Source organism: Haliscomenobacter sp., from assembly GCF_040403615.1.
Lineage (GTDB): Bacteria > Bacteroidota > Bacteroidia > Chitinophagales > Saprospiraceae > Haliscomenobacter.
The window spans coordinates 1-23,322 of record NZ_JBBAKG010000091.1 but is presented as its reverse complement, the minus strand read 5'-3'; the positions used below and the strand labels follow the sequence as shown (position 1 = coordinate 23,322).

Annotated in this window: 19 protein-coding genes; 4 read left to right on the top strand and 15 right to left on the bottom strand. The window is 46.6% G+C overall.

Annotated features, from left to right (window positions below; all coding sequences use genetic code 11):
• Nucleotides 1-339 precede the first annotated feature (339 nt).
• Nucleotides 340-2,325 (bottom strand): S9 family peptidase, encoded by a 1,986-nt coding sequence (locus tag ABW391_RS22610; protein WP_353484168.1) that lies wholly within the window; start codon nt 2,323-2,325, stop codon nt 340-342.
• Between the two features lie 140 nt (nt 2,326-2,465).
• On the bottom strand, nt 2,466-3,959 hold the full coding sequence (locus ABW391_RS22605) for a serine hydrolase domain-containing protein (RefSeq protein WP_353484167.1): 1,494 nt from the start codon (nt 3,957-3,959) through the stop codon (nt 2,466-2,468).
• A 245-nt stretch (nt 3,960-4,204) separates the two neighbouring features.
• Between ABW391_RS22605 and ABW391_RS22600 the strand changes: the two genes are divergently transcribed.
• The gene (locus ABW391_RS22600; protein ID WP_353484166.1) at nt 4,205-5,191 is read left to right on the top strand and encodes a bestrophin family protein; all 987 of its coding nucleotides are present in this window, start codon (nt 4,205-4,207) and stop codon (nt 5,189-5,191) included.
• A 137-nt stretch (nt 5,192-5,328) separates the two neighbouring features.
• Here the strand turns inward: ABW391_RS22600 and ABW391_RS22595 are convergent, their stop codons facing one another.
• From ABW391_RS22595 to ABW391_RS22575, 6 genes are all read right to left on the bottom strand, one after another.
• Nucleotides 5,329-5,682: a hypothetical protein gene (locus ABW391_RS22595; protein WP_353484165.1), complete on the bottom strand. Its 354-nt coding sequence runs from the start codon at nt 5,680-5,682 to the stop codon at nt 5,329-5,331.
• A gap of 187 nt (nt 5,683-5,869) precedes the next feature.
• Nucleotides 5,870-6,079: a DUF4943 family protein gene (locus ABW391_RS29625; RefSeq protein ID WP_502916344.1), complete on the bottom strand. Its 210-nt coding sequence runs from the start codon at nt 6,077-6,079 to the stop codon at nt 5,870-5,872.
• 206 nt (nt 6,080-6,285) lie between these two features.
• Nucleotides 6,286-7,002, bottom strand: coding sequence for a DUF3667 domain-containing protein (locus ABW391_RS22590; RefSeq protein WP_353484164.1), 717 nt, complete (start codon nt 7,000-7,002; stop codon nt 6,286-6,288).
• 15 nt (nt 7,003-7,017) lie between these two features.
• The gene (locus ABW391_RS22585) at nt 7,018-7,407 is read right to left on the bottom strand and encodes an AAA family ATPase (RefSeq protein ID WP_353484163.1); all 390 of its coding nucleotides are present in this window, start codon (nt 7,405-7,407) and stop codon (nt 7,018-7,020) included.
• Between the two features lie 58 nt (nt 7,408-7,465).
• On the bottom strand, nt 7,466-8,272 hold the full coding sequence (locus ABW391_RS22580) for an alpha/beta hydrolase (protein ID WP_353484162.1): 807 nt from the start codon (nt 8,270-8,272) through the stop codon (nt 7,466-7,468).
• A 68-nt stretch (nt 8,273-8,340) separates the two neighbouring features.
• Entirely contained in the window at nt 8,341-9,084 is a 744-nt protein-coding gene (locus ABW391_RS22575; protein WP_353484161.1) for a hypothetical protein, read from the bottom strand.
• A gap of 120 nt (nt 9,085-9,204) precedes the next feature.
• On the opposite strand from ABW391_RS22575, the gene ABW391_RS22570 reads away from it, so the two are divergent.
• Nucleotides 9,205-9,924 carry an SDR family oxidoreductase gene (locus ABW391_RS22570; protein ID WP_353484160.1) on the top strand — a complete coding sequence of 240 codons (720 nt, stop codon included), beginning with the start codon at nt 9,205-9,207 and terminating at the stop codon, nt 9,922-9,924.
• A 48-nt stretch (nt 9,925-9,972) separates the two neighbouring features.
• Here the strand turns inward: ABW391_RS22570 and ABW391_RS22565 are convergent, their stop codons facing one another.
• The 7 genes from ABW391_RS22565 to ABW391_RS22535 form a co-directional block, all read right to left on the bottom strand.
• Nucleotides 9,973-10,878 carry an aspartyl protease family protein gene (locus tag ABW391_RS22565; protein WP_353484159.1) on the bottom strand — a complete coding sequence of 302 codons (906 nt, stop codon included), beginning with the start codon at nt 10,876-10,878 and terminating at the stop codon, nt 9,973-9,975.
• A gap of 119 nt (nt 10,879-10,997) precedes the next feature.
• Nucleotides 10,998-11,852: an alpha/beta hydrolase gene (locus tag ABW391_RS22560; protein WP_353484158.1), complete on the bottom strand. Its 855-nt coding sequence runs from the start codon at nt 11,850-11,852 to the stop codon at nt 10,998-11,000.
• A gap of 221 nt (nt 11,853-12,073) precedes the next feature.
• Nucleotides 12,074-13,507, bottom strand: coding sequence for a PQQ-dependent sugar dehydrogenase (locus ABW391_RS22555; RefSeq protein ID WP_353484157.1), 1,434 nt, complete (start codon nt 13,505-13,507; stop codon nt 12,074-12,076).
• A 97-nt stretch (nt 13,508-13,604) separates the two neighbouring features.
• Nucleotides 13,605-14,114 carry a YdeI/OmpD-associated family protein gene (locus ABW391_RS22550; RefSeq protein ID WP_353484156.1) on the bottom strand — a complete coding sequence of 170 codons (510 nt, stop codon included), beginning with the start codon at nt 14,112-14,114 and terminating at the stop codon, nt 13,605-13,607.
• 22 nt (nt 14,115-14,136) lie between these two features.
• Complete coding sequence (locus ABW391_RS22545; protein WP_353484155.1) at nt 14,137-15,966, bottom strand: ABC transporter ATP-binding protein; 1,830 nt, start codon at nt 15,964-15,966, stop codon at nt 14,137-14,139.
• A 346-nt stretch (nt 15,967-16,312) separates the two neighbouring features.
• Nucleotides 16,313-18,226: a DUF5689 domain-containing protein gene (locus tag ABW391_RS22540; protein ID WP_353484154.1), complete on the bottom strand. Its 1,914-nt coding sequence runs from the start codon at nt 18,224-18,226 to the stop codon at nt 16,313-16,315.
• 35 nt (nt 18,227-18,261) lie between these two features.
• Nucleotides 18,262-21,087, bottom strand: coding sequence for a TonB-dependent receptor (locus tag ABW391_RS22535; RefSeq protein ID WP_353484153.1), 2,826 nt, complete (start codon nt 21,085-21,087; stop codon nt 18,262-18,264).
• Between the two features lie 221 nt (nt 21,088-21,308).
• On the opposite strand from ABW391_RS22535, the gene ABW391_RS22530 reads away from it, so the two are divergent.
• Both ABW391_RS22530 and ABW391_RS22525 read left to right on the top strand, forming a co-directional pair.
• Nucleotides 21,309-22,364: an endonuclease/exonuclease/phosphatase family protein gene (locus ABW391_RS22530; protein ID WP_353484152.1), complete on the top strand. Its 1,056-nt coding sequence runs from the start codon at nt 21,309-21,311 to the stop codon at nt 22,362-22,364.
• A 439-nt stretch (nt 22,365-22,803) separates the two neighbouring features.
• On the top strand, nt 22,804-23,322 hold a 519-nt coding region (locus tag ABW391_RS22525), incomplete at its 3' end, for an ice-binding family protein (protein ID WP_353484151.1).

Here is a 23,322-nt window from a genome sequence, read left to right as displayed (position 1 = left end):
AGGTACTTTGAATCTCGTCCGATAATTTTGCCCTGCAATTTGCATTGGATGTTTTGAGAAAACAGTGTGCTGAAATTCAAGCACAGGATGAAAAATAATGCGAAGTGGATAATTTTTTTCATTGGTTGTCTGGATTTTGCTTACTCTTAAGTTAAAATGAGTGCTATGAGTCAATATTTAAATCTTTGATTAATCGAAAGACCTGAGACACCTAAGATTCACCTTAGAAATACTAAATGTAATTCTTAAGTGAGCCTTAGGTACCTAAAGTGCCTTAGGTGGTAGAAAAAAAACAGCGAAGCTGCTTGCGTTATGAGGCTTAAATTAAACTAGCATCCCCTATTTCTTCAAATATTGATCAAACCACCCAATATACCGCTCAAAGCGATCCTTCTGAAAACTCGGTACGGTGATGCCGTGGAATTGCCCTGGATAAATGATCAGTTGAGTCGGTACGCCCAGGCTACGCAAGCCCTGGTACATTTGCTCGCTGCCTATCGAGGGCACGTTGAAGTCTTTTTCGCCCACCAAAAACAACGTTGGTGTTTTGATCTTGTCCATTTGCAGGAAAGGGTAGGAGAGCTTCAGGTACTTGTCTACATTTTTCCAGGGCGCACCCAATTCATTTTCGTATTGCAAAATATACTGGTCTACGCCATACAAAGCCATAACCTGCGCAGAACCCGCGCCGCTGGCAGCTGCTTTGAACCGCGTATCCGAAGCGATGGTGTAATTGGTCAGAATGCCCCCGTAGCTCCAGCCACCAATGCCCATTTTGTTGGGGTCAGCAATTCCGGCTTGCACCAGGTAATCCGCTGCGCCCAGGATGTCGATCACTTCCTTGTTGCCCCAATCGGCAGAGATAGCGTTGCAAAAAGCGAGCCCTCGGCCATTGCTGCCGCGGTAGTTGATGCCTGCCACGGCATAGCCAGCCTGGGCCAGGATTTGACGGCTTAGGTCAAAGCCCCATTCGTCCTGCGCTGTTGGGCCACCGTGGATGAAGAGAATGGTGGGCAGTTTTTGACCAGCTACTGCTTTGGAAGGTTTGAACAACAAGCTGGATACTTTAGTGCCGTCTTTGCTGGTGGAAACAAAACCCTCCACGGAGGCCAAAATCAGCGGTGCCAAAAACTCGTCCTGATGTTTGGTCAGGCGGCGGGTGCTGCCGTTTTCAATGGCGAAAACTTCGGCGGGCAATTGCGGCTCACTCACCAGACTGACCCAAGTGCCATTGGGATGGGCTTCAAGGGCATTAAAGCTGCGGTTGCCGCTGACTACCTTGCTCAGCGCTTTTGTTTTTACCTGGTATTGCGCTACGTACCGCTGGCGGTCGTCGCTCACCAAAACGGCAATGGATTGACCGTCTTTGGTCCAGCGGGGTGTGCTCACTGGGCGATCCAAGGCACTGGATAAGAGTATCGGCTCTCCACCATCTTTCGAAACTACGGACAAGATGCTGTGGTCGTAAATGGTATAAGTTGGTGAACTTGAGCGCAAATAGGCGATTTGGCTACCATCAGGACTCCAGATAGGCGATGATTCGCTGCCCGTCCAGGTGGTCAGTTGCTTGATTGCCGCTTTGGGCTTGGCTTCCATAACCCAGAGGTCGGAATTTTCGTTTTTGTCGGGCTCGGGCGTGCGGTTGCTCACAAAAGCCAGGTATTTGCCATCGGGCGACCAGGCCGGATCACTTTCCTCAAAGTCGCCTTGCGTAAGGGTATCCAGTTTTTTGGTGCTTACATCAAAAACGTACAAATGCGAGCGCTTTTTTTGCAAATAACCTTCTATGTCCTGCTTGAAATGGTAACGATCCAGCACATAAGGCTGCTGCTGTTTGGATTTGGGAATCCCGGTGCTGTCGGTAGACTGGATGACCAGGGCAATTTTTTTGCCGTCAGGCGACCATACATAATCTTGCAGGTCTGCTTTCAGCGTAGTCAGTTGTTTGCCTTCGCCACCTCGCCGATCCATGAGCCAGATCTGGGCGGAGGTAGCGCCCTGACGTGCTGATACAAACGACAGGTATTTGCCATCGGGGCTCCAGCGGGGTTGCGATTCGCCATCCGGACTGCTGGTGAGTTGAATGCTTTGGGTACCATCCCAACTGGTCATCCAGAGATCGGAATTGCGCTTGTTTTTGGTGCTGTCTACGGTGGATAAAACGTAGGCTACCCAGGCGCCGTCGGGCGAAACCTTGGGGCTGCTGAGGTTGGCGAGGCGGAATACGTCATTGGGGCCAATGGGGCGTTTGGTGACGGTGGTTTGCGCATTGATTTGAGTGCACAATGCGCAGGTAATCAATAGAAAGAGAATGTTGGTTTTCATTGAGTATAAGTAAGTTATTTTGAATATTTGTTACTTTTTGCCTTGATGTAAAATCGGGATTTCAATAAGGCCTTTTTCGCATTGCTGTGAATATTTTGGGTTAGAGCAATGTTTCGAGCAATTACCGTTACTAATGGGATTTATTTACCCGGTACGGCCTCCATCAGCAAGCGGTAGGCATTGTTCAGGGCCTTGTCTCCGGCGCTGGCTCCTTTGTAATTGCCGAGGCGCACGATTACCAGGTCATGAGAAGGAATGATGGTGGTGGACTGACCGCCTGCGCCCAGCATCATGTAGGCTTCTTTGGGAATGGGGCGAGCGCCATCGCCGTTGATCCAGAAAAAACCACCGTAAATGGGTCGTCCTTCGGCCACCCAGGCTGGCGCGAGGGTACTGACAAATTTGGCGAAGCCTTTGGGCAAAATCCGCTCGCCGTTCCAGACGCCATCTTGCAGGTACAAATTGCCGAGTCGCGCCCAATCTCTGCCAGAAGCGAACTCATAACCCTGGGTCAAAAAATTGCCAAAAGGATCTGTTTCCATGATCATGGTACGTACACCAATTTTGTCAAACAAGGCCTTTTGCGGGTAGGTAGGGTACACTTCGCCCAACTTTTCAACCCCAAGGCGTACCAGGTAATTGGCCAGCACCGGATCGCAGTTGCGGTAGCGGCCTACCGTGTTGGGCAACCATTGTTGGGGCAAGTTGGCCGCGTATTGAAAGGAATTGACCCCTCCGGTGTACAAATACAAGTGATCGGGATAACCCAGGGCCGGGTTGTAATCGGGATCCTGGGGCGCCCGGCAACGCAGTCCGCTGGACATGTGCAGGATGTCCATGATTTTGATTTTGCCGCGTGGATCACCTTTGCTTTGCCATTCGGGGATGGGGGCGGCCTGATTCAGTTTGTACACGCCTCTTTTGATGAGCGTACCCAAGAGCGTTGCGGTCAGGCTTTTGCCCATCGACCAGCTTTCCAACGGCGTATCCTTGTTGATGCCCGGGCCGTAGCGTTCGGCGATAATCTGGCCTTTGTAAGTCACCACAAAAGCGGTGGTTTGGGCTTCGGCGGGCTCAAATGCAGCTTCTACTGCTTGAGCTATTTTGGCGGAATTGATTTCGGCGGGTAAAGACTTTTGAGTCAGCAAATCGCCCATTGGCCAGGGTGTGGAGGCGGCGTCGGGCAAGTTGCGGGGCACTTTGCTGGGTTTATAAAATAAGGTGTCAACCCCGAGTGGCAGACAAACGCAACCCTGATCACCAACGTAAATAGCAGTGCGTTTCATCCCGTTGGGAAGCTGGATGGAGACAGATTTGTTGACGTAATCCACCACTGGTTTGCTTACTTTGGCACGTTCGGCGTATGGGCTGGAGAAGTAGCCAATGTTTTCTGCCGCAAAATCGGGCTGTAGTCCTGTAATGAATACCGCCGAGCAAATGACCTTGGCGTAGCCGGAGGTGTGGTGCGCGAGGGCGTCGCCTGGAGGGACTTTGTATTCGGTTTTGAGCTCCAGGGCAGTAGCGCGCTGGATCATTTGCTCTTTGCTCAAGGTTTGTCCGAAGCTCCGGTTGCCCAAAAGCAAAAGAGAGGCAACCGCAATTGCCTGTGTCGTTTTTTTATACTGATTCCGCATTGGATTGTTTTTTCCTGACTTGAATGTAACAAGCATTTTCTATTTTGCCAAACATAAGGAACGATGAAGAAATAACTACCACCTTTTCACTTTGCTCTTTTATGCTTATTCATTCTATCTTTTTCGTTAAATAGGCTTGCTATTCGCCTCAAAAGATAGTCGACTAAGCACAAAATAGCTGCGTTTAAAGGTGTCATTTATTTCTTCATCGTTCCTAATCATCTTGTACCCGAAAAGCGATAGACATGTACACCGGAAAAGTATTCACTTTCAATCTCTTGTGGCATTTTGCCCGCAAAAACCTGTTCAGAACCCTGATTATCAGTACCGTGGCAGCGGTATTGTACAAGGTTTTTGGTTTTAAGTTTGTCGGCATACCATTTTTACCCATAGGAACCATTGGTACAGCGGTAGCCTTTTTCATCGGTTTCAAAAACAACCAGGCTTATGACCGCCTCTGGGAAGCACGCAAGCTTTGGGGTGGGTTGACCAATACCAGCCGTAACTTTGCCGCGCAATTGATTGCCTTGGTTGAAGATAAGGTTGTGGTGAAGGAACTCCTTTATCGGCACATTGCTTACCTGAATATCCTGCGTTTGCAGTTGCGCAAAACCATTCCCTGGGCAACCAGCAGAGAAAACCTGCACCAGAGTTTTCGGGGCGAACGCGAAGAATTGCAGGAGTTTGATCAAGGTTTGAAACAAATTCTGGAGGCAAATGGCAAAGGCGATTACTACGAAACGCTGCGGGTCAAAAACAACGTGGCATCGGGCATCCTGAAATTGCAAATGTTGGATTTGACCCGTTTGAAACGCGAAAAACACCTCGATGAATACGAACACAGCGACCTGATGAAGCACATCAACGAGCTGTTCAACCTGCAAGGGGGCTGCGAGCGACTCAAAAGCACGCCGCTGTTTCGACAATACAGCATTTTCAGCCGGGTGTTTGTGGTGCTGTTTATCTACCTTTTGCCTTTTGGTTTGCTCAAGGATTTGAGTGCGCTGGCCGATTGGGGCGCTTGGTTGACCATCCCGTTTTCGATGCTGATTTCCTGGGTGTTTTTCACGATGGAGCAGATCGGCGAATTTTCAGAAAATCCTTTTGACAATGCAGTCAACGACATCCCGATCGCTGCCATTTGCCGCAATATTGAAATTGACATCAAAGAGTTATTGGCAGAGGGCAATTTGCCTGAAAAATTGAGCCCTGTGAATGACGTACTTCTTTAGCTTTTAGCCGTCAGCTATCAGCTTTTAGCAATCAGCTTTCAGCAATCAGCAGGTTTTGCGTTAGCTGAAAGCTGAATCTCTACAATCCAGAGAACAACCTGCTGAAGGCTGATAGCTGACCGCTGAAGGCTGATAGCTTAAACATCGTCTTCCACCTGCAAAATATGCAATACCCGGTGGATAATGGGCGCAAAAAAAACGGCGGAAGTGCTTAGGAATACCACCCCGCTGTAAAGGGCATAAAAGGAAGAAAAGAGTTTTGCTGCGGTAGATTGCATGGGCATCTCGGCTACTGGCCCCATTCCGGTGAGGATCATGGAGGACATGTAAAAACTGTCCAACCAACTGATCTGTCCAATGATGTGGTAGCCAATAACACCAATGCCCAGTGAAAGTACAATCAGCGCAAAGGCATATAACCCATAGCGGCCAACCCGGTAGAAGAAGTGGGGGAGGGAGGCTACTTTTTGGCTGCGGTGTTCGAGTTTCATGGTGTTGGATTGTGTTTTGAGTAAATCTGAGCTTTTTCCGCTGCAATATCTTCCATAATTCACAACAATCCATTCGGAAAAATTGGTACTGTACTATACATTGTTACTCTGGTTTTGCAACAGAGAATTTAACAATTTATAGTGGTGCACTTTTGGTGATTATTGGTGGTACACTTTTGGTGACAAATCACACAAAACAATGGGGTTCATTCCTATATTGAAGTAAGGCGGGAATGTCTTTGTAGGTTAATGATGGAAGATTTAAGGAATCATATTGATTTGATTTTAATAATTTAATATATGTTTCTACAACCGGATTAATAGTTATTTTATTGTCTTGCTTGTCACAGCTTGTCAAGTTGAAGAAAGAAACCAGTAAAATTAAATATTTCAACATTTTCATATTTTTTTATTTAATTACTAATTATTTGTAATGATATTCAAAATTTCAATTGGGTGCAAGTTTTTTTTAGCTTGGTTATAACAATAGTACTACTACAACTAACATTCCTCCCTTTTCATTCATGACATAAGCATTGCCTGCAATGCTGTCCAGATTACCTGCTTTGCGTAAAGCCATTAAATTTGGATTTTTGCGTTTTTTTAATGTTTTATCATCAAGTCAATTAATGTTCCTAAAAGAATTGCTGTTAACGTAAATGTTATTAACCCTAACATGTAAGAAGCAAATGCTTTGACAAAGTTTACAGGCTTTTTTTTGTCAAAAAATTGTCCAATAGCCCAAGTGCAATATGCTACCCCTAAAAAACCTGCAATTTGCATTAAGTTAATTTTTGTCAAACCTTGAAATAGTGCAAAAAAAGTAAAAATTAGCATAGCTATCCCCATAACAAAACAAAGTAGAATTAGAATTTCATAAAAATTATAATCATATTTTCTGAAAAATATTTTTATCCAAATGGCAATAAATATACCCATAATAATATTTGCATAACCATAATCGTGTTGAATCCATTTAAAAATAATACCAATTGATGATTTTGTACCTAAGTCAAATTGCACATAACCCTCCTCGATATGAAAAAAGTGATTTACAAGTGTATAAAGTAGTGATGTAACAAGAATGAAAATAATTGGCTTAACAAGTCGGCTTCTGTTTTCAGTCAAAAAATGTCTAATATTTTCTCCTGGTCTTGTCAATAATTCTCGGATGGTATACAAAATTCCTTTCTCACAGATTAGTACCTCTACAATTTCGTGAATGACGTAATGTCCATTAATCCGGTTTAGACTAACAGGTTGCCCGCACTCAGGGCAGTAGTTTAGATTTACTTCTGTTTGGCAATTTTTACAATTCATACTTTGTCTGTTGAGTCAGTAATCACTTTGTCGGTTATCATTGTAGCCAACTATCACAATCGGACTCTTGATTTTATTCCAGTCCAGCATATCGTTCATGGCAAGGGCCAAACCACTTTCTACAAAACCAATGCTGGTAAAAGAAATCCGAATCACCGGATGTTTGCGGCTCCAATCCCATTTGTCTTCAATCCATAAGCCTTTAAACAGTTCTTTGCTGCCACTGTACAACTCATGCAATAAGGCAACCGTAATTGACTTTCCAAAACGGCGCGGACGAGATAAAAAATAGGCACCCGGATTGGCCGTCATTTTGTAGACGTACTCCGTTTTGTCGATGTATTTGAAATCGTTTTCAATAATTTTCCGAAAATCCTGAATTCCAAGCGGAAGTCTTTTGGCCATAGTGAACGAGTTGCTATTTGTTGATCAAAGATACAGGAAAATTGCAAATGAAAAATCATCAGCTTTTCTGAGACCACCACCTAAATGCGTTCCCCACCGCCGGATGCAGTATCGTGCCATGATCCTCCCGAAGCAGGTATTCAAATAAAACCTGTCCGTTTGGGTATGCTGGTTTGAGCAAATGCGCCAGTTTTTTGGCGTCACCCACCATGCGTTTGCCTTCCTTGCCTACGGCCAGGTACACACTCGTATCAGGAAGCGGAGCAACTGGATTTTGAGTCAGCAGCGATTCATTGTCCCACCACAAACTCGGACTCATGATGATGTAATCGTTGAATAGCTGCGGCTTTTTGAGCAATACTTCAACGGCAAATAAACCGGCCAAAGACTGCCCGATCAGCATCTTCTGGCCATTGGTTTTGTACTCCCGATTCACATAGGGCTGCAATTCCTGTTCGATAAACGCCATAAACTTTGCGGAGCCGCCAGCTACGCGGTAGGTATCTTTATAGGCCGCCGCAAAATCGGGCAATTGATAACCTGCCACTGCGGGGTAAGTAAAATCCCGCCTGCGGTTGACGTTGGCGATGCCGACCAAAATGGATGGTGGTAAATGCTCCACCCAGGGAAAACTCGAAAATTGCACCAACCCAGCGATGTGGATGAAATCTTCATCGGCACCCCCGTCCAGGAGGTAAATGACCGGATAGGTAGCCACTGAATCGGGCGAATAGCCTGGTGGAAGGTAGATGTTCAATACCCGGTTTTCACCCAAAATTGTAGAATGGAGAGTGTCAATATGCCCCAGGACAAAAGGTATTTTTTGCGCGCTCAGTGTACTGAAGCCAAAAATCATGCTGAGCATCAGGAATACATTTTTTTGCATGTGCTGGTATGATACTATGATCTTCTCCTTAAATTTAGCAATTTTGCCTATTTCATTAGCGATTTTAAGTAAATCGTATAGAGTAAAGGTAGAATGATTACGGAAAATCGAACAAGGTTTTTTGTCAAATTATTTGACCAATTTATGCCCGGTAGGCCAGACTTTGCCTTTAGAAAAAAATCAACAAGTTTTTTGAAATCTAAAAGCATGAGAAACAGCACCCCGAACGTCAGGATGATGGATTGTAGCAATGCCCCTAAATTCATCTGATAGAAAATATTGATCAAGGTCAAATTAAGCATAAAAGAAAAAAGTACTATTGATCCCAACAAAACGGTCTTTCTAAATACCAGTAGGTAAGCCCCTCCGATTTGAATGATTGCTACTATAAGGCCAAAAGTGAATGAATGCCCGAAATAAAACCAGGTCAACCATTCTCCTGACACTTGATTCATAGGTTGAGAAGCAATTGACTCTGGGACAATAAATTGTAACCCAAATAATTTAATCCAACCGAACCTGCACAAATTAAAAGCTACGCTGTATCGGATGATTGAATAGATAAACCCTGATGTTTTTATTGAATTTGTTGGTTCTTTACTTTCTCTGTATTGCCAAATGAAAGGATATGTCACAGATGAAATCATTGATAGACCAACGAGTGAAAAAATGAACACAGGCGGCAGCCAAGGAATCGTTCCGCTGTTTCCTAAACTCAGCCATAAAGCCGAAAGGGTTAAGCCTGCAACCAGGCAAGACACGGTTTTATGTAATAGAGATGGCTTATTCATGCTTTTTTTGGTTTAATCAGGCCTCGTCACTAAGGATGAATACATCACAAGATGACTATCTTTGAATTTTTGGTGTGTGAATAGGTTCAACCATTTTTTTCCTCCAGCGTTCTTATCAATATGAACAAACTCAACGAAATGACCGCCCTCATCACTGGGGGCAGCAAAGGCATTGGCTACGGCATCGCCGCCAGCCTGCTGAAAGAAGGCGTAAATGTGGCCTTCACCAGCCGCCGCCAGGAAGATGCAGACGCTACGGCGCTGGAACTCTCCAAAATCGGACCAGGTAAGGTGCTTGGCATTGCTGCCGACGTACGTGATTTTGAGGCACAGCAACAAGCAGTAGCCAAAACCCTGGAAGCCTTTGGTCGCCTGGATGTGCTCGTCGCCAATGCCGGAGTGGGGCATTTTGCGCCCATTACGGAACTAACCCCAGCGCAATGGCATGAAACCATTGATACCAACCTGACCGGGGTGTTTTATAGCCTCAAAGCAGCGGTTGACGCCCTAACGAATGCCAAGGGGTATTTCATCAGCATCGCCAGCTTGGCGGGTACCAATTTCTTCCCCACGGCATCTGCCTACAATGCCAGTAAATTTGGTCTGGTTGGCTTCACCCAGGCGGTCATGCTAGACTTGCGGGATGCCGGCATTAAGTGCTCTACCATCATGCCAGGTTCGGTGGCTACCCATTTCAACAATCACGAACCAAGTGCCGCCGATGCCTGGAAAATCCAGCCCGAAGACCTCGGTCAAATGGTGGTGGATCTGCTCAAGATGAACCCCCGGACTTTGCCTAGTAAAATTGAAGTGCGGCCGAGTCAGACGGCGAAGAAATAATGGATAGCTTTTTGCCCCACTACATAGGCTGTGCCAAACTGGTGGAGCCTATGTTTTTGCATACTTTTCTTTTTTTAACTTGTTTTTTTTCAAATAAATAAATGCTCTTTTGGCATCAAAAACCACGTTGAATCGCTTTAAAATATCTCCTCCCATAATGCTCATTTTTTGTCTTCCGAGTGCACCTTCAAAAAAGCCAACCGGGACATCTGTTAGTTTTTCTCTACCTATTTTGAAACTGGGTAAAATGGCCTTCATGGTTTTTAGCACGTTGCCGTAAGAATCTTTCAACTCTTTTTCTCCGGTTATTTTCAATTTTTTACCAATTTGATGGTCTTTTACAAACTCGTCGTCAAAAAGAAGCCCTCCTGAATAGCCGGAATGAATCAGAAACCAATTGCCAATAACAGCACCATCAATTGTGCAATTGGCCTCTACAACCATCAGGTCATTTTCAAATTTCAGGTTCAGTCTTTCATATTTCCTGAGGCGTTTTGGTAAATCAGAAGAAATTGTTAGAGTCTTTTCATCAAAGTTCAATGCAATCACTTTGTCTTTGAATAGGTCAATTCCAAACTTGCCATCGGTTTCCTGACCTGAGTATTTGTTTTCCCAAATCGACACGCTGTTAAACTCCAAATCTCCTATTCGCAGAACATTGTTTTCACTGAGCCTGGCCGAATTGTCCGTTCCTCCCCAACTTTTGATTCCATCTGTGGATGAATTAAACTTAAGGCTTTTGATTTTTCGGGTAGCTTCTTCGGTCAAGGTAACGGAAGATGCGGCGGTGTGAAACATTAAATTGACGGTATCCATTCCGTTCAAAATGGCTTGTACAGAGATGTTGTTGTACGCGGTTAGCTTAAAAGGAATCACAACTGCTTTGTCTTGTGCACAAAGAGATTGGCACAAGATGGCCAGAGCAATTAAGGTGTAAATTTTAAGTGTGGACATGAATATGAATGTTGAGTCACGCTTATTTTTCAATAGCCAAGCGCAAAGATAATAGGGTTAACGCACCCGTGCCAGTGATGATAGGTTGTTAACGCATAAACTTCAAAAACACAAGGCGCTTAATCCTCTTGTGTTTTCATCCATGCCCTAAGCCCTTGCGTAAAAGTTGGAATGGCTACATCCATATGATCCAAATGGTTGTACACCCGGCTACTGAATTCCAGTCCCTTGATGCGCTGATTTTGTATGGCTATTTCCAGATTTTGTAAGGGTTTAACAGACCAGGTGGAATCTTCTTTTCCTCCTACACTCATCAATAAGGTTAGGTTAGACGGGTGATATTTGGCGAGTTGTGCTGGAATTTGATTCAAATAAAAATTGTGGTACCACAGCGTAGGGCTAGCCGAGATAAAATGCTTAAAAACCTCGGTGGGTTGGCCAAGTTGTTTCAACATACTGTACAATACAAAATACCCACCGAACGAATGTCCCAGCAGGGAGCGATTGTTTTGTTCATTGCGGTAATTTTTATCGATTTCAGGGATCAACTCCTGGGTTAGGTAATTGTAGAAATTTTGCGCACCGCCACTAGCTTCTAATTCGTCTGAGGGTAAAGCTTGAGGATACAGGTAGTCTCTAACCCGCAAAGAGTCCATTGTTTTGAGAGATTTGTACCCTATCCCTACTACAATCGCAGGTACCATGAGTCCAGCGGTTTCATACTGATCGATGATCGCGGACATCATAGGAAAGAAAAAATTACCATCAATGAAAAACAAAGTCGGATATTTCCGTTTTGGGTGGTCATAATAACCCTGAGGAAGCTGAACATCAATATAGAAGGTATCATTTACAAACGTCGAGTATTGTTTGAATTGTAATTGTAATTTATTTTCCTTTTGGATTTCGTCCTTGGAAGAACAGGTCGTCAAAAAAATCAGGCTCAGGGTACTTAGAAACTTTAAAACGGTCATCGTTGTCGATTTCACTAAGGATACGAGAGTGTCAAAGAAGGTTGTAAAGCCTAAGTTGTTGATATCAATTTTACGCAGTATCAAAATATTCGCCTAACCTGAAATAGTTATAGCAATGCGGAAAATAGCGGTTCAACTACTCAGCTCATTCGTAGAAACTTTTGTTTGAAAAGACCCAAATACAGCGTTTACTGCGTAATGTGAGTTGGTCAATCACATGATTACTGAATATACACCTTCTGAACGCTCACCCCCAATCCACTGCTTACCTTCGCCACATACACACCCGTTGCCAGATTTGGGGTCAGCGAGATGGTACGCGAGCCTATTTGTTTGGACAAATCGGTTTTGAAAACCACGCGCCCACCCAGGTCGATCAATTCAAAGTATTGGTATGAGGAAAGCTGGTGCAGTTCAACTTGCACCTTGCCGTCGCTGATCAGAGAAGGATAAATACTGGCCAGGGCCTTGCCTTCCTGTATGGAATTGGTTGGAGTGGTTCCTACCGGAGTAATGCGGTACACCCCGTTGCGGGTATTGGAAACCGCGTACACCTCGCCATTTTCGGTTTCTCCAAAATCAACTATTCCTGTAGGAGAGAGGGTTTGGGTGCCCACTGTCCAGCCGCCGGAACCATTGGGGATGATTTTGTAAAAAATGCCAGAAAAGAAATCGGCAGAGATGTAACAGCCTTGCAGCGTAGGAAATTCTTTGCCCCGGTATACTACGCCTCCCGTGATGCTGGCCGCAGGGTCTTGTGTTCTATAGGCATGAACCGGGAAAATATAGCTTGGAGCCGAGCTACAATTGTTGGTATTGTAAGTAACATTGCCCTCGTAGCAACGCCAGCCAAAATTGGCACCATTGAGGGCATTGGCGGCGCGGAAATTGATTTCTTCCCAGGCATCCTGGCCCACATCGCCGATCCACATGTCGCCGGTTTGACGATCAAAACTCCAGCGATAGGGGTTGCGCAAGCCCAGAACGAATACCTCATTGCCAAAAGGATTTCCGGTTGGAACGGTGTAATAAGGGGGAGTCAGCGAGGTATTGACATTGAAGCGCAAAATTTTCCCCAACAATGCATTGGTGTTTTGGCCATTGGCATTGGGGTCGCCACCACTGCCACCATCTCCAGTAGACAGATAGAGAAAGCCATCCTTGCCAAAATGCAGCTCACCGCCATTGTGGTTGTTGTAAACAGGATGTGGAATGGTGATGACGATTACTCTTGAAGCCGGATCGGCAACATTGGCGTCGTTGGCACTTACTCTATACCTGGATATTTCCAGATCACCCGCTGCATTGGTGTAATACAAGAAAAAAAAGCCGTTGCTCTTATAGTTTGGATGAAAGGCCATGCTCAACAAACCCCTTTCACCGCTGCTGGTGATATTGGGAACGGTAACAAAAGTGGCAAGGAATTGAAACGTGGAATCGTGGACCCTGACGCCGCCTGCTTTTTGCACGATGAAAACCCGTTTGCTGCCGTCTCCGGCATTTACAAGTTGCATGGGGGCACTGAGTCCTGTAGTAATCACCGGGCTGAGGGCAATATTTGGCTGTGCAAAACTGCTTGTGCTGATCATGCTCAACAGCATCAGACAGAGGCTGCTCAAAAAAGTGGAGTGTTGAGAAGTTGAGAGGAAGTTCATTTTCACGGTTTTTTGTTAAGTAGGTATAGAACATTGAATACCCATTTCAGGAGTATGTTGTTCGCTGAAAGTACTATTACTGTCGGCCAATAGCGTATTATTCTTCTTTAACCCAATCGTAAAATTTCAAGCCACTTTCCAAACGTTCAATGGCTTTTTGTATTCTTTCTACTTTCGTTTCGATTTTTTTGGCTTCATCAATCCAATCAAGGTAATATTTCTGGTTGCTTTCGGATAGCGATAAAAAAAACTGGCGCGCCAAGGGGGCATCCAGCAAACAAGCCAAAATATCCTCAGGAATCACCACTGGTGAAGGATCGTAGTACAACACAACCTGTACGAAGTCTCCCTCTTTTTTGCCGATTTTTTTACGGACAGCAGCATTCAGCGGTAAAAACATCCGCTCATCATTCATGGGAAGCAGATTGTATTGCTTGAGTTCGTAGGAATCAATGAACCCGCGTACCCTGATGGTGCCTCCACGTGCTTTGTATTCGGTAGAGATGACAGGAAGGATCACATACGTCCAATTGCTCATCTCGAACCCACTTTGAGCCGCTCTTTTTTCGATGAGAAATTGGCCATCGATGAGGAGTATTGGGGACATGGGAACTTGATTTGGAGCATTTTTAACCCATCGACAACACCTTCTCCTTCCGTTCCCCAATCTGTTGGCGCCACATCGCATAGTACAGGCCTTTCTCAGCCAGCAATTCCTCATGAGATCCCGTTTCCACAATGTCCCCTTTTTCCAACACGTAGATGCGGTCGGCGTGCAGGATGGTGCTAAGGCGGTGGGCGATGAGCAGGGTAATCTGGCGGCCTTCGGCGCTGATTTCCCGGATGGTATCGGTGATTTCCTCCTCGGTAAGGGAGTCGAGGGCAGAGGTGGCTTCGTCGAACAAAAGGAGCTTGGGGATGCGCAGTAAGGCGCGGGCGATGGAGATGCGCTGTTTTTCACCCCCAGAGAGTTTGAGGCCACCTTCGCCGATGGTGGTATCGAGCCCCTTTTCGGCACGGGCCAGCAAGGTGTTGCAGGAGGCTTTGGTAAGCGCCCGTTCTAGGTCAGCTTCAGTGGCAGTGGGGTTCACAAAGAGCAGGTTTTCCCGGATGGTACCAGAGAAAAGTTGGGTATCCTGGGTGACGAAGCCGATTTGGCGGCGCAGGTCATCAAAGTGGATCGATTGCTCGTCGAGGCCGTTGTAGAGGATGCTGCCGCTCTGTGGGCGGTACAGGCCAACGAGGAGTTTCATCAAGGTGGTTTTGCCGCTGCCACTGGGGCCAACAAAGGCAATGGTTTCGCCGGTTTTTACCTGAAAACTGATGTCGTTGAGGGCGTGTTGCTGGGCCGACTGGTGCCGGAAACCCACGTGCCGAAACTCCAGGGTTTCGATGTCGCCGAGGTGTTTGGGGTGCAGGGGTTCGGGCTCGGGTTGCTTTTGCATCAGGGTTTCAAAGTTGTTGAGCGATGCTTCTGCTTCCCGGTAGCTGAGGATGATGTTGCCAATTTCCTGCAAAGGCCCGAAAATGAAAAACGAAAAAATCTGCATGGTCACGATTTCACCCGGATCCAATCGACCCTTGAACACCAGCCACATCAGCATAAACATAATCAACTGCCGCAGGGTATTGACAAAGGTGCCCTGCACAAAACTGATGCTGCGGATGCGCTTCACCTTGGTGAGTTCCAGCTTGAGGATGTTGAAGGTGTTTTTGTTGAGGCGCTCGACCTCTTGTTCGGTCAGCCCCAGGCTTTTCATCAGCTCGATGTTGCGCAACGACTCGGTGGTGGCGCCCGCCAAGGAGGTGGTTTGTTTGACAATAATCTTCTGGATGGCCTTCACTTTTTTGCTCAGCAGGTTGGACACCCAGGTGAGCAAGAAAATGCCCCCAAAGTAGATGACGGGCAGGCTCCAGTGCTTGTTGAACGCATATACCGCCACGAAAACAATGCCTACGAGGACCGGAAACAAGACATTGATGAAGGTGGAAATGAACTTCTCCGTATCGGTGCGCACCTTTTGGAGGATGCCCAGGGTCTCCCCACTGCGCTGGTCTTCAAATTCTTGATAAGGCAGCCTCATGGCGTGCTGCAAACCATCGGTGAAAATGGTGGCCCCGAATTTCTGGGTGATGAGGTTGAGGAAGTAATCCTGAAAAGCCTTGGCGATGCGGCTCACCATAGCCACTGAAATGGAGCCAGTGACCAGCCAGAACAGGCCATAAAGCATGATGTTTTTCCCCGCCATGTCAACGGTGTTCTCCCAGATGAATAGGAAACGGTGCCAATTGAAAGCACCCGGCGGTGTGGGCGATGCTTGATGGTTGGAAGCCAGCGTGACCAACTTTCCAAAAATGATGGGGTCAATCAGGGAAAATCCGATGTTGATGCTAGCCAGTAGCAATACCAGCAAAACGAGCCAACGATAGGGTACGAAGTAGCGGAAAAGTAATTTCATGTTGTGGATGGTGCGCCCGAATGTTGGGGAGGCTGCCGACACTCAGGGAGGTGTTCAAGTTGGTGAAAAGAAGATAAACATCTTTGAGGGTGCTCTGGTTTCAGGTGGGAGGCTGGAAATGTCAATTAGTTGCTCACGTAACGCAGTTTGCAGCTTCGCTGACTTGATTTTTCACCACCTCAGACACCGGAGATACCTAAGATTCACCTAAGAAAAAATGACATTTAACTTAGGTGAATCTTAGGTGCCTGAAGTGCCTAAGTTGGTGGAAAAAATACAACAGCGAAGCTGCTATTGCCTAATGGGCGTTTATTATTCACATTATTCTGTGTGTAATTATTGCCCCTTACTTCGTCACCTTCACGTTATCCAAACGGAAAGTCGTCGTATTGGTGGTCTTGTCGCCCTTCAACTGGAAACCAATGAAAATATTTCCGCTGTAACCACTCACATCGATGCTGCCCGATTGCACCCAATCGTAATTGGCATCCGCGGCACTTGGCATTTTGAAAGTCAGTTTTTTCCAGGTTGCATTGCCGATGTCGGTTCCGTTGAAATCGGTCGACAAATAAACCGTCAGTCCATCGTGCTTGTAAAATGCCTGGGCACTTTCAAAGGTCAAGGTTTTGGCGTCTGCCCCTTTGATTCCGGGGGTGATCAACCACATTTCGTTTTCAGCATCAGCGCTTTGGAAAGCCGTTGCTTCGGCAAAAGCGTTGCCAGAAAAAGTTTTGGTCAACCAGGTACGCGTACCTTTTACCGCTTTGTTTACCCAGCCGGTGAGGGCCACCGCTGCGTTGGCTGTACCGCTGGTAAAGGATTCATCCAAGAGGTTATTGGTATTCACCACGCCTCCGCCAGTGACGCTTACGTCATTCAGGTTGCGCATGATCAACTGGGTGGTGTTAAATTGAGACACCACCGCTACCAGATCAAGTGTTTTGCCTACTGGCAATGCTGAACCAGAAAACGTAGCCTGGCTGCGGGTAAACACCACCACCTGGCCAGTAGAATCGGTCAAGGTTTTGGAACCGCTGTAGGTACCCGCAGCGCTGAAACTGCCTTTGATGACCTTCACCAGCGTAGATTCCCATTTTTCTAGATTGGCAACAATCTGTGCTGCACTGGCCACGCGTGGCGTAGGCAATACCCCTGTGCCAATCAATTTGGCCAAAGAGTTGTCAATGTTGTTGATTTGCAGCAAACCGTTGAATTCAGAAAGCTCCTGGCCCGAAACGGTTACTTCAATTTCCTGACCCAGATTGAAGGCATGGTCACTTTTGAAACGTACCACCACACCAGCATCACCCTGCTGAATCACCACGTTGCGCGGATCAGTATTGACGGCGCTTTTGTCTGAAATCACCACACCTTTGATCTTGCGATCGGCGGGGATGCTCAGGGTAGTGCCTTTGTACAAAGCCCGCAATTCGGTAATGCTGATCGGTGTTCCGCTGCCCCCAACGGGTACAGTTCCGGCACAACGCACTTTGGTGAGCGCCACATCGGTCAAATCGCGGATGGTAAATTGTTTGGTGGAACCAAACACGGTGTATACCCCCGTCACTGAACCATTCTTTCCAGGTGTTTTTGCGTTAGCAAAATCCGCAAAACCACTGCTGCGTACGATGATGGCGCCTCCGCTGCAATCTTGCAGGTTACGGTTGACCGAGAGCAGTTTTACCGCGTCGGCCCAGGTCTGGTTGGTGTCGGCTGGCGCAAATTCTACATTGTCCAACTTGATCAAGGTGTTGACATGGGTCGCATTCAGATCTTTGATGCTCAGTACCGCTGGCGTTACCGTTTGGCCTTTGGCCGTAGCCACGATGTATTTGGGGATGAGCAGTTCTTCGATGCCATCGGTTTCGCTGCCGTTCAATTGGTGTACGCCATTGAAATCGCCGATGTACAGGTCTTTGCACTTGATGGCAATTTTGGTACCAATGGCAAAGTCATTGTACAAGTTGGTGGCGTTGATGCGCACGGTGATGCCGCCAGTTGCATCCTGAATCACGATGCTTTTGAAATAATTGCCCGAGCGATCATCGGCAATCACTACGCCTTCGATGATCAGATCAGTGGTGATCTTGGAAGCGGTTTTGCCCAGGGTATGCAGTTTTTTCAATGCATCAATGGTGCTATTGGCGCTCAGTTTGGGAAGGTCTCCTACTGGTGGTTCGTCAAATTGTTGATCCACACAAGCAACCATGCCCAAGCCGAGCATGAAAATAATCGAGAGCAAAAATGAAAACTTTTTCATATGGTTGATATTGATAAAAAAGGAGGATAAAGGGGTTATAAACGCACAGCCAGACTTACAAAGTAATTTCTCCCAAAACTGTAGTAGTAATTGCTCGGAAACTTCGACACATCCTTGCCCACGTAGTCAAAACGGTATTGCTCAAAGCCTCCGGTGATGAAGTCCTTTTTGTCCAAAATATTGTTGACGCCTACGTTGAGGTACAAAAAGACATCGTTGATTTTCCAGGACTTTCCACCAAAGAAATCCAGGGTAATGGCCGATGGGGCTTTTTCCTGGTTGATGATTTGGCTCCAGAGGGGCGATCCTTTTTCAACCACCTGATCCGAAAACGCAGGATTGCTGACGTAGGAAACCGCAGCAACAGTGCGACGATCAGGGTTGATGTCGATGTATATATCGTCGAAGTAGTTCAGGTTGACATTGACAAACCAGAACCGGGGCGAGTTGTAACTCAAACCGATTGTACCCGCTGTTTGAGGATTGTTGGCTACGTAGAAGTTCTTGATGTACGCCACATCTTCACGCAGTTTGGAGGCCACATTGTCGAGGTAAACGGCCACGTTGGGGCGTGAGGTATATACGTACCGCCCTTTGGCCAGGGCGCCTGTAGCTTTCCAGCCTGGCGAAAATGCCCATTCCAGTCCCAATTCAAGACCGGCATAGCGCGTATTTAAACCCGTCATGACGTAGTTCACAAACCCACCAACGGTAGACCCATCAGAGTTGGTTATGGCATTGTCGAGGTAGAAATTACTGACCTGGGTTTGGTTTTTAATTTCTGTATAATAAGCAATCAAACGCCCTTTTAAATAAGGCGACTTGAGTATATAACCACCCTCTGCACTGAGTATATTTTCGTTGCTTAAATTGGGTACAACCTGATCGCGGGTACGAGGCGAAATGAAGGTATTGCGCATCAAGGGGGCCTGACTGAAATAGCCTCCATTTAGCAGCAGGTAGTTGCGGCCATCCACTTTAAAAGTCGCCCCGGCTTTGGCTCCCCAATCCAGGAAGTTTTGACGCGGAGAATCTCCTTTGGAATTTTCGGGAAACTTGCCATTGGCCAGATTGCCACTGCGCCAAAACGACACGCTGGTAGCCGATCCGCTCACAAAAAAGTCAAACTTGGGCAAATAAAATTCCATTTGCGCCCAGGAACCAATCTTGCGGTGCTTGGTGCCATAGTCATAACCAAAGCGGTCGCCTTGGCGCACTACTCCATTGGGTACTTCAATGTTGTTTTGGTAAAATTCCTCATTGCCACTGGAGTCGGCAAATTCCGCAAATTTATCAATGTCCAGGTAAAAATCACCCCCCAGCAGGTCGTTGAGGGTTTTGAAGTTTTTACCCACCTGTTGCTGGTAGCTTAGGCCACCCGACAAGCGGATTTTTTCTCCGATCGTGGTTTCGAGGTTGCTGTTGAACGAAAGCAGGCTGCGGTCAAAACGGCGCTCTTCCACCACATACTGCGAGCGATTGCCCGTTACGGTATTGCCAGCAATGCCATCCGCATCCTGTACGGTGATGGGGTTGTTGCGGTTTACCTGATAGAAATAATCCCAGTTGATCTGGCGCAGGGATTCATTGTTGCGCAGCAAATCTTCCACCTGTGCGGCCTGATCGCTTTGGATGTAACTGGGCAATTTGCGGTAATAATTTGGTCGCGGGTCGCGGGCATTGTACCAATCCAACGCGGTAGAACCGTTGCGGCCAAACTGGTAACCCGCTGCGGTAGTCAGGCGGGTCTTTTCGTTGATCTGCCAGTCGTGCCGCAAAATCGCCATTGGTTGATGGGTATTCTGTACCCTGGCGTTGCGTTTTTCGCCCTGCTGGTAGCCCCAGTTGGGATTGTAATAATTGCTGCCCGCCAAATCGTACATTTCAGCAGTAGCCGCTGCACTTCGCCCTCTTTTTACTGGAGAACCCAATGCGGTAAAGTTGAATGAATGCTGCTCATTCAATTTTTTTTCTATCCCCAAAAAATAGGAATACGCATCGTAAAATGTACCCGGCACATAACTTTCCTGCGCCCAACGGCGAGAAGCCGATACCGAAAAAGCCCAGCCGCTGGCCAATTGTCCACTGTTGTAAGTAGCCATCACCCGGTTGTTGTAAGAACGGTTTGATAAGGCATGACTCACCCGCAGTTGTTGGCGTTGGCGCGAAGGCCTTACATCGAGGGCGCTAACCCCGCCAAAATCTCCAAAACCGTAAGGATTGGGACCCAATCCTACCGTATTGGTTCTGCTGCGTACAACGTCATTGAGGCCACTCCACAGGCTCCAACTGGGGAAACCACTTTCCAGGTCGTTCATTTGTACCCCATTGAAGTACAAATCGTTGTGTTGGCCATAGTAGCCCCGCAAACGGAAATTGGCCGCGCTGAAATGAAATGACGCCGCACTGATGAACACATCATTGGAGGCAGTCAGCAATCCAGATACGTTTTGTTCACCATCGTTGTTGAGGTCAGATTCGGATAGGGTAACCACCGGCACAAATTCTTCGGCTGAAAGGGCATCTTTTCCTTCCAGGATGTTCAGTTTTACAGCCCCCAGGTTTAATCCACTGCGGCCTTTGGGGTTGAGCACAACTTGTTTTTCCTGAAAACCAGGTTTGAAAATGGTGACGATGACCTCGGTCAAATCTCCGATGTTGGCTTTGAAGTCGATGTCGCCTGCGTCGTTGCTGAAAAAAGTCAGGGTGGGAAGTCGGATTTCGGCTCCGGCCAGCCCTTTGCCACTTTGTGCATCCAGTACCTGACCGCTAATTTGCACTTCCTGGGCAGCCAGCCAGGCGGTGGGCAATAGCATCAAGACGATCAACTGGAGCAAGCAGCGATTGATTCTAATGAGCATATGAAACATAGTTTGTTGGCAAAATTGTCTAAAATTAAAAGCAAAATTGGGGAAATAACCAATCAAATGTTGTGTGAATCAGATTGTTAACCTTTATTTTACATGGCACTGCACCTTATTTACACCATTCTGCGTTTCCTTTGCAAAATCTAAGCGCATGTCTAAATATTTTTGTTTTAAGCGAAAATATATAGACCTGCTCTCATCAAACCACAAAACGCATGAGGAACGCAGTTGGCTTTCAAGGTATTTTATGCACCCTGATTATTATTTTGGTCAGCATCCAGTCACTTGCAGCCCAGGATCAATACCGCATTGCGGCCATTGGGTTTTACAACCTCGAAAACTTGTTTGACCTTGAAAACGACACCACGATCAACGACGAAGATTTTTTGCCCACCGGTTCCTACCTCTGGGATGCGGAGAAGTACAAGGAAAAAATGAGCCACCTGGCCCGGGTGATCTCTGAGTTGGCCGTGGAAAAAACACCGGATGGAGTGGCCATCCTTGGCGTGGCGGAAGTGGAAAACCGCAAGGTGCTGGAAGACCTGGTCAAAGAACCCCAAATCGCCAGCCGCAATTATCAGATCGTGCATTACAACTCGCCCGATGAGCGGGGCATTGACGTAGGTTTATTGTTCAACCCCAAGTATTTCAAAGTAACTGCCAGCAAAAAACTGCCCGTCATCATTTATGGTGAAGATAAGGCGCGCAATTTTACCCGCGATGTCCTGCTGGTCAGTGGCATTTTTGATGGTGAACCCCTGCACATTCTGGTCAACCACTGGCCATCCCGCAGTGGTGGCGAAAAAGTTTCTGATCCCTGGCGGGTAGCCGCTGCGATGGTCTGTAAAAAAGCTTGCGATTCGCTGCTCTTAATGGACCCCAATGCCAAGTATGCCATCATGGGCGACCTCAACGACGACCCGGTGAATACAAGTGTAAAAATGGTGTTGCGCGGTAAAAAAGACAAGGAAGAAGTGCAAAAAGGAGACACCTTCAATCCGAGCTATGCTTTGTACAAAAAAGGACTCGGCACCCTGGCCTACCGCGATGCTTGGAGCTTGTTTGACCAGATTATCTTGTCTCCGGCCTGGATATCGTCCAAATTGAGTGGGTATCAATTTTTTCAATTCCGGGTACACAATCCCGCGTACATGACCCAACAAAGCGGGCAATTTAAAGGCTACCCACTCCGAACTTACGTGGGGACGACCTATACCGCCGGCTACAGCGATCATTTTCCTACCTATATATATGTGGTGAAGAAAATTTAGGGCAGGAGAGATTGTATTGGTTTTTTCTAACCAATCGACCCTGTACTGACTCAAGAACAACTTCGTACGCCTGGTGTATTGTACTATACGCTGAAAACCAAGGACTTTACGGCTACCAAGAAAATGGTGGTGGTAATGAAATAAGTCTATCGTACTTGAAAATCATACAAGGCCGTTTTCCATATTTCTGGGGAACGGCCTTTGTTTTTTATTGCTACTTGCATACAGTGGGGCTTATTCATTGAAATGGAAAGGCCTCTTTTTATTTCCTCCCTGTAGATGATTTTATCGATAGGAAAACAAATAGATTTAAAATATAAAACAATTAGTGGTCTGGAAAGTGGGAATCATGTAACAATTTGTCGGAATTGTGTAATGTTCCTCGTAAGGTTAAGGCTAATTTTGATATATTTTTCTCAACGCTGTAATATCTCATAAAATGAAAAAAAGACTACTCAAAGCATTAACAGCTATGGTGTTGTTCTTAATTCCACTCCTGGGTTTTGGCCAAGCTCCAAATCTGGGTGTGGCTTCAAATTTCGCACTTTTTACCGCAGTTGGTGCATTCAACAACAGTGGCCTAACAACCATAACTGGCGATATTGGTACGAATGTAGGTGCTTTCAACTTGACCGGAGCCACAATCATCGGAAGTAGTCATGCTGCCGACGCTGTTTCCGCACAAGCGGCAACCGATGTGGATCTTGCTTACGGCAGCATCAGCCCGATAACTTGTGGCAGTGTCATTGGCACAACCATGGGAGCTGGGCAAACGCTCCTGCCAAATGTTTACTGCCTGGGCGCCGCTTCAACAATCAATGGAGACCTTACGCTGGATGGACAAGGCAATCCCAATTCATTGTTTATTTTTAAAATTGATGGAGCCTTAGCTACCTCAGTTGGCTCCCGAATACTTTTAATCAATTCAGCTTCTTTATGCAATGTCTATTTCCAGGTA

What these genes read in the sequence shown, in the direction of transcription:
- ABW391_RS22610 (WP_353484168.1), bottom strand. Translation starts at nt 2,325, where the DNA reads ATGAAAACCAACATTCTCTTTCTATTGATTACCTGCGCATTGTGCACT.
- ABW391_RS22605 (WP_353484167.1), bottom strand. Translation starts at nt 3,959, where the DNA reads ATGCGGAATCAGTATAAAAAAACGACACAGGCAATTGCGGTTGCCTCT.
- ABW391_RS22600 (WP_353484166.1), top strand. Translation starts at nt 4,205, where the DNA reads ATGTACACCGGAAAAGTATTCACTTTCAATCTCTTGTGGCATTTTGCC.
- ABW391_RS22595 (WP_353484165.1), bottom strand. Translation starts at nt 5,682, where the DNA reads ATGAAACTCGAACACCGCAGCCAAAAAGTAGCCTCCCTCCCCCACTTC.
- ABW391_RS29625 (WP_502916344.1), bottom strand. Translation starts at nt 6,079, where the DNA reads ATGTTGAAATATTTAATTTTACTGGTTTCTTTCTTCAACTTGACAAGC.
- ABW391_RS22590 (WP_353484164.1), bottom strand. Translation starts at nt 7,002, where the DNA reads ATGAATTGTAAAAATTGCCAAACAGAAGTAAATCTAAACTACTGCCCT.
- ABW391_RS22585 (WP_353484163.1), bottom strand. Translation starts at nt 7,407, where the DNA reads ATGGCCAAAAGACTTCCGCTTGGAATTCAGGATTTTCGGAAAATTATT.
- ABW391_RS22580 (WP_353484162.1), bottom strand. Translation starts at nt 8,272, where the DNA reads ATGCTCAGCATGATTTTTGGCTTCAGTACACTGAGCGCGCAAAAAATA.
- ABW391_RS22575 (WP_353484161.1), bottom strand. Translation starts at nt 9,084, where the DNA reads ATGAATAAGCCATCTCTATTACATAAAACCGTGTCTTGCCTGGTTGCA.
- ABW391_RS22570 (WP_353484160.1), top strand. Translation starts at nt 9,205, where the DNA reads ATGAACAAACTCAACGAAATGACCGCCCTCATCACTGGGGGCAGCAAA.
- ABW391_RS22565 (WP_353484159.1), bottom strand. Translation starts at nt 10,878, where the DNA reads ATGTCCACACTTAAAATTTACACCTTAATTGCTCTGGCCATCTTGTGC.
- ABW391_RS22560 (WP_353484158.1), bottom strand. Translation starts at nt 11,852, where the DNA reads ATGACCGTTTTAAAGTTTCTAAGTACCCTGAGCCTGATTTTTTTGACG.
- ABW391_RS22555 (WP_353484157.1), bottom strand. Translation starts at nt 13,507, where the DNA reads ATGAACTTCCTCTCAACTTCTCAACACTCCACTTTTTTGAGCAGCCTC.
- ABW391_RS22550 (WP_353484156.1), bottom strand. Translation starts at nt 14,114, where the DNA reads ATGTCCCCAATACTCCTCATCGATGGCCAATTTCTCATCGAAAAAAGA.
- ABW391_RS22545 (WP_353484155.1), bottom strand. Translation starts at nt 15,966, where the DNA reads ATGAAATTACTTTTCCGCTACTTCGTACCCTATCGTTGGCTCGTTTTG.
- ABW391_RS22540 (WP_353484154.1), bottom strand. Translation starts at nt 18,226, where the DNA reads ATGAAAAAGTTTTCATTTTTGCTCTCGATTATTTTCATGCTCGGCTTG.
- ABW391_RS22535 (WP_353484153.1), bottom strand. Translation starts at nt 21,087, where the DNA reads ATGCTCATTAGAATCAATCGCTGCTTGCTCCAGTTGATCGTCTTGATG.
- ABW391_RS22530 (WP_353484152.1), top strand. Translation starts at nt 21,309, where the DNA reads ATGAGGAACGCAGTTGGCTTTCAAGGTATTTTATGCACCCTGATTATT.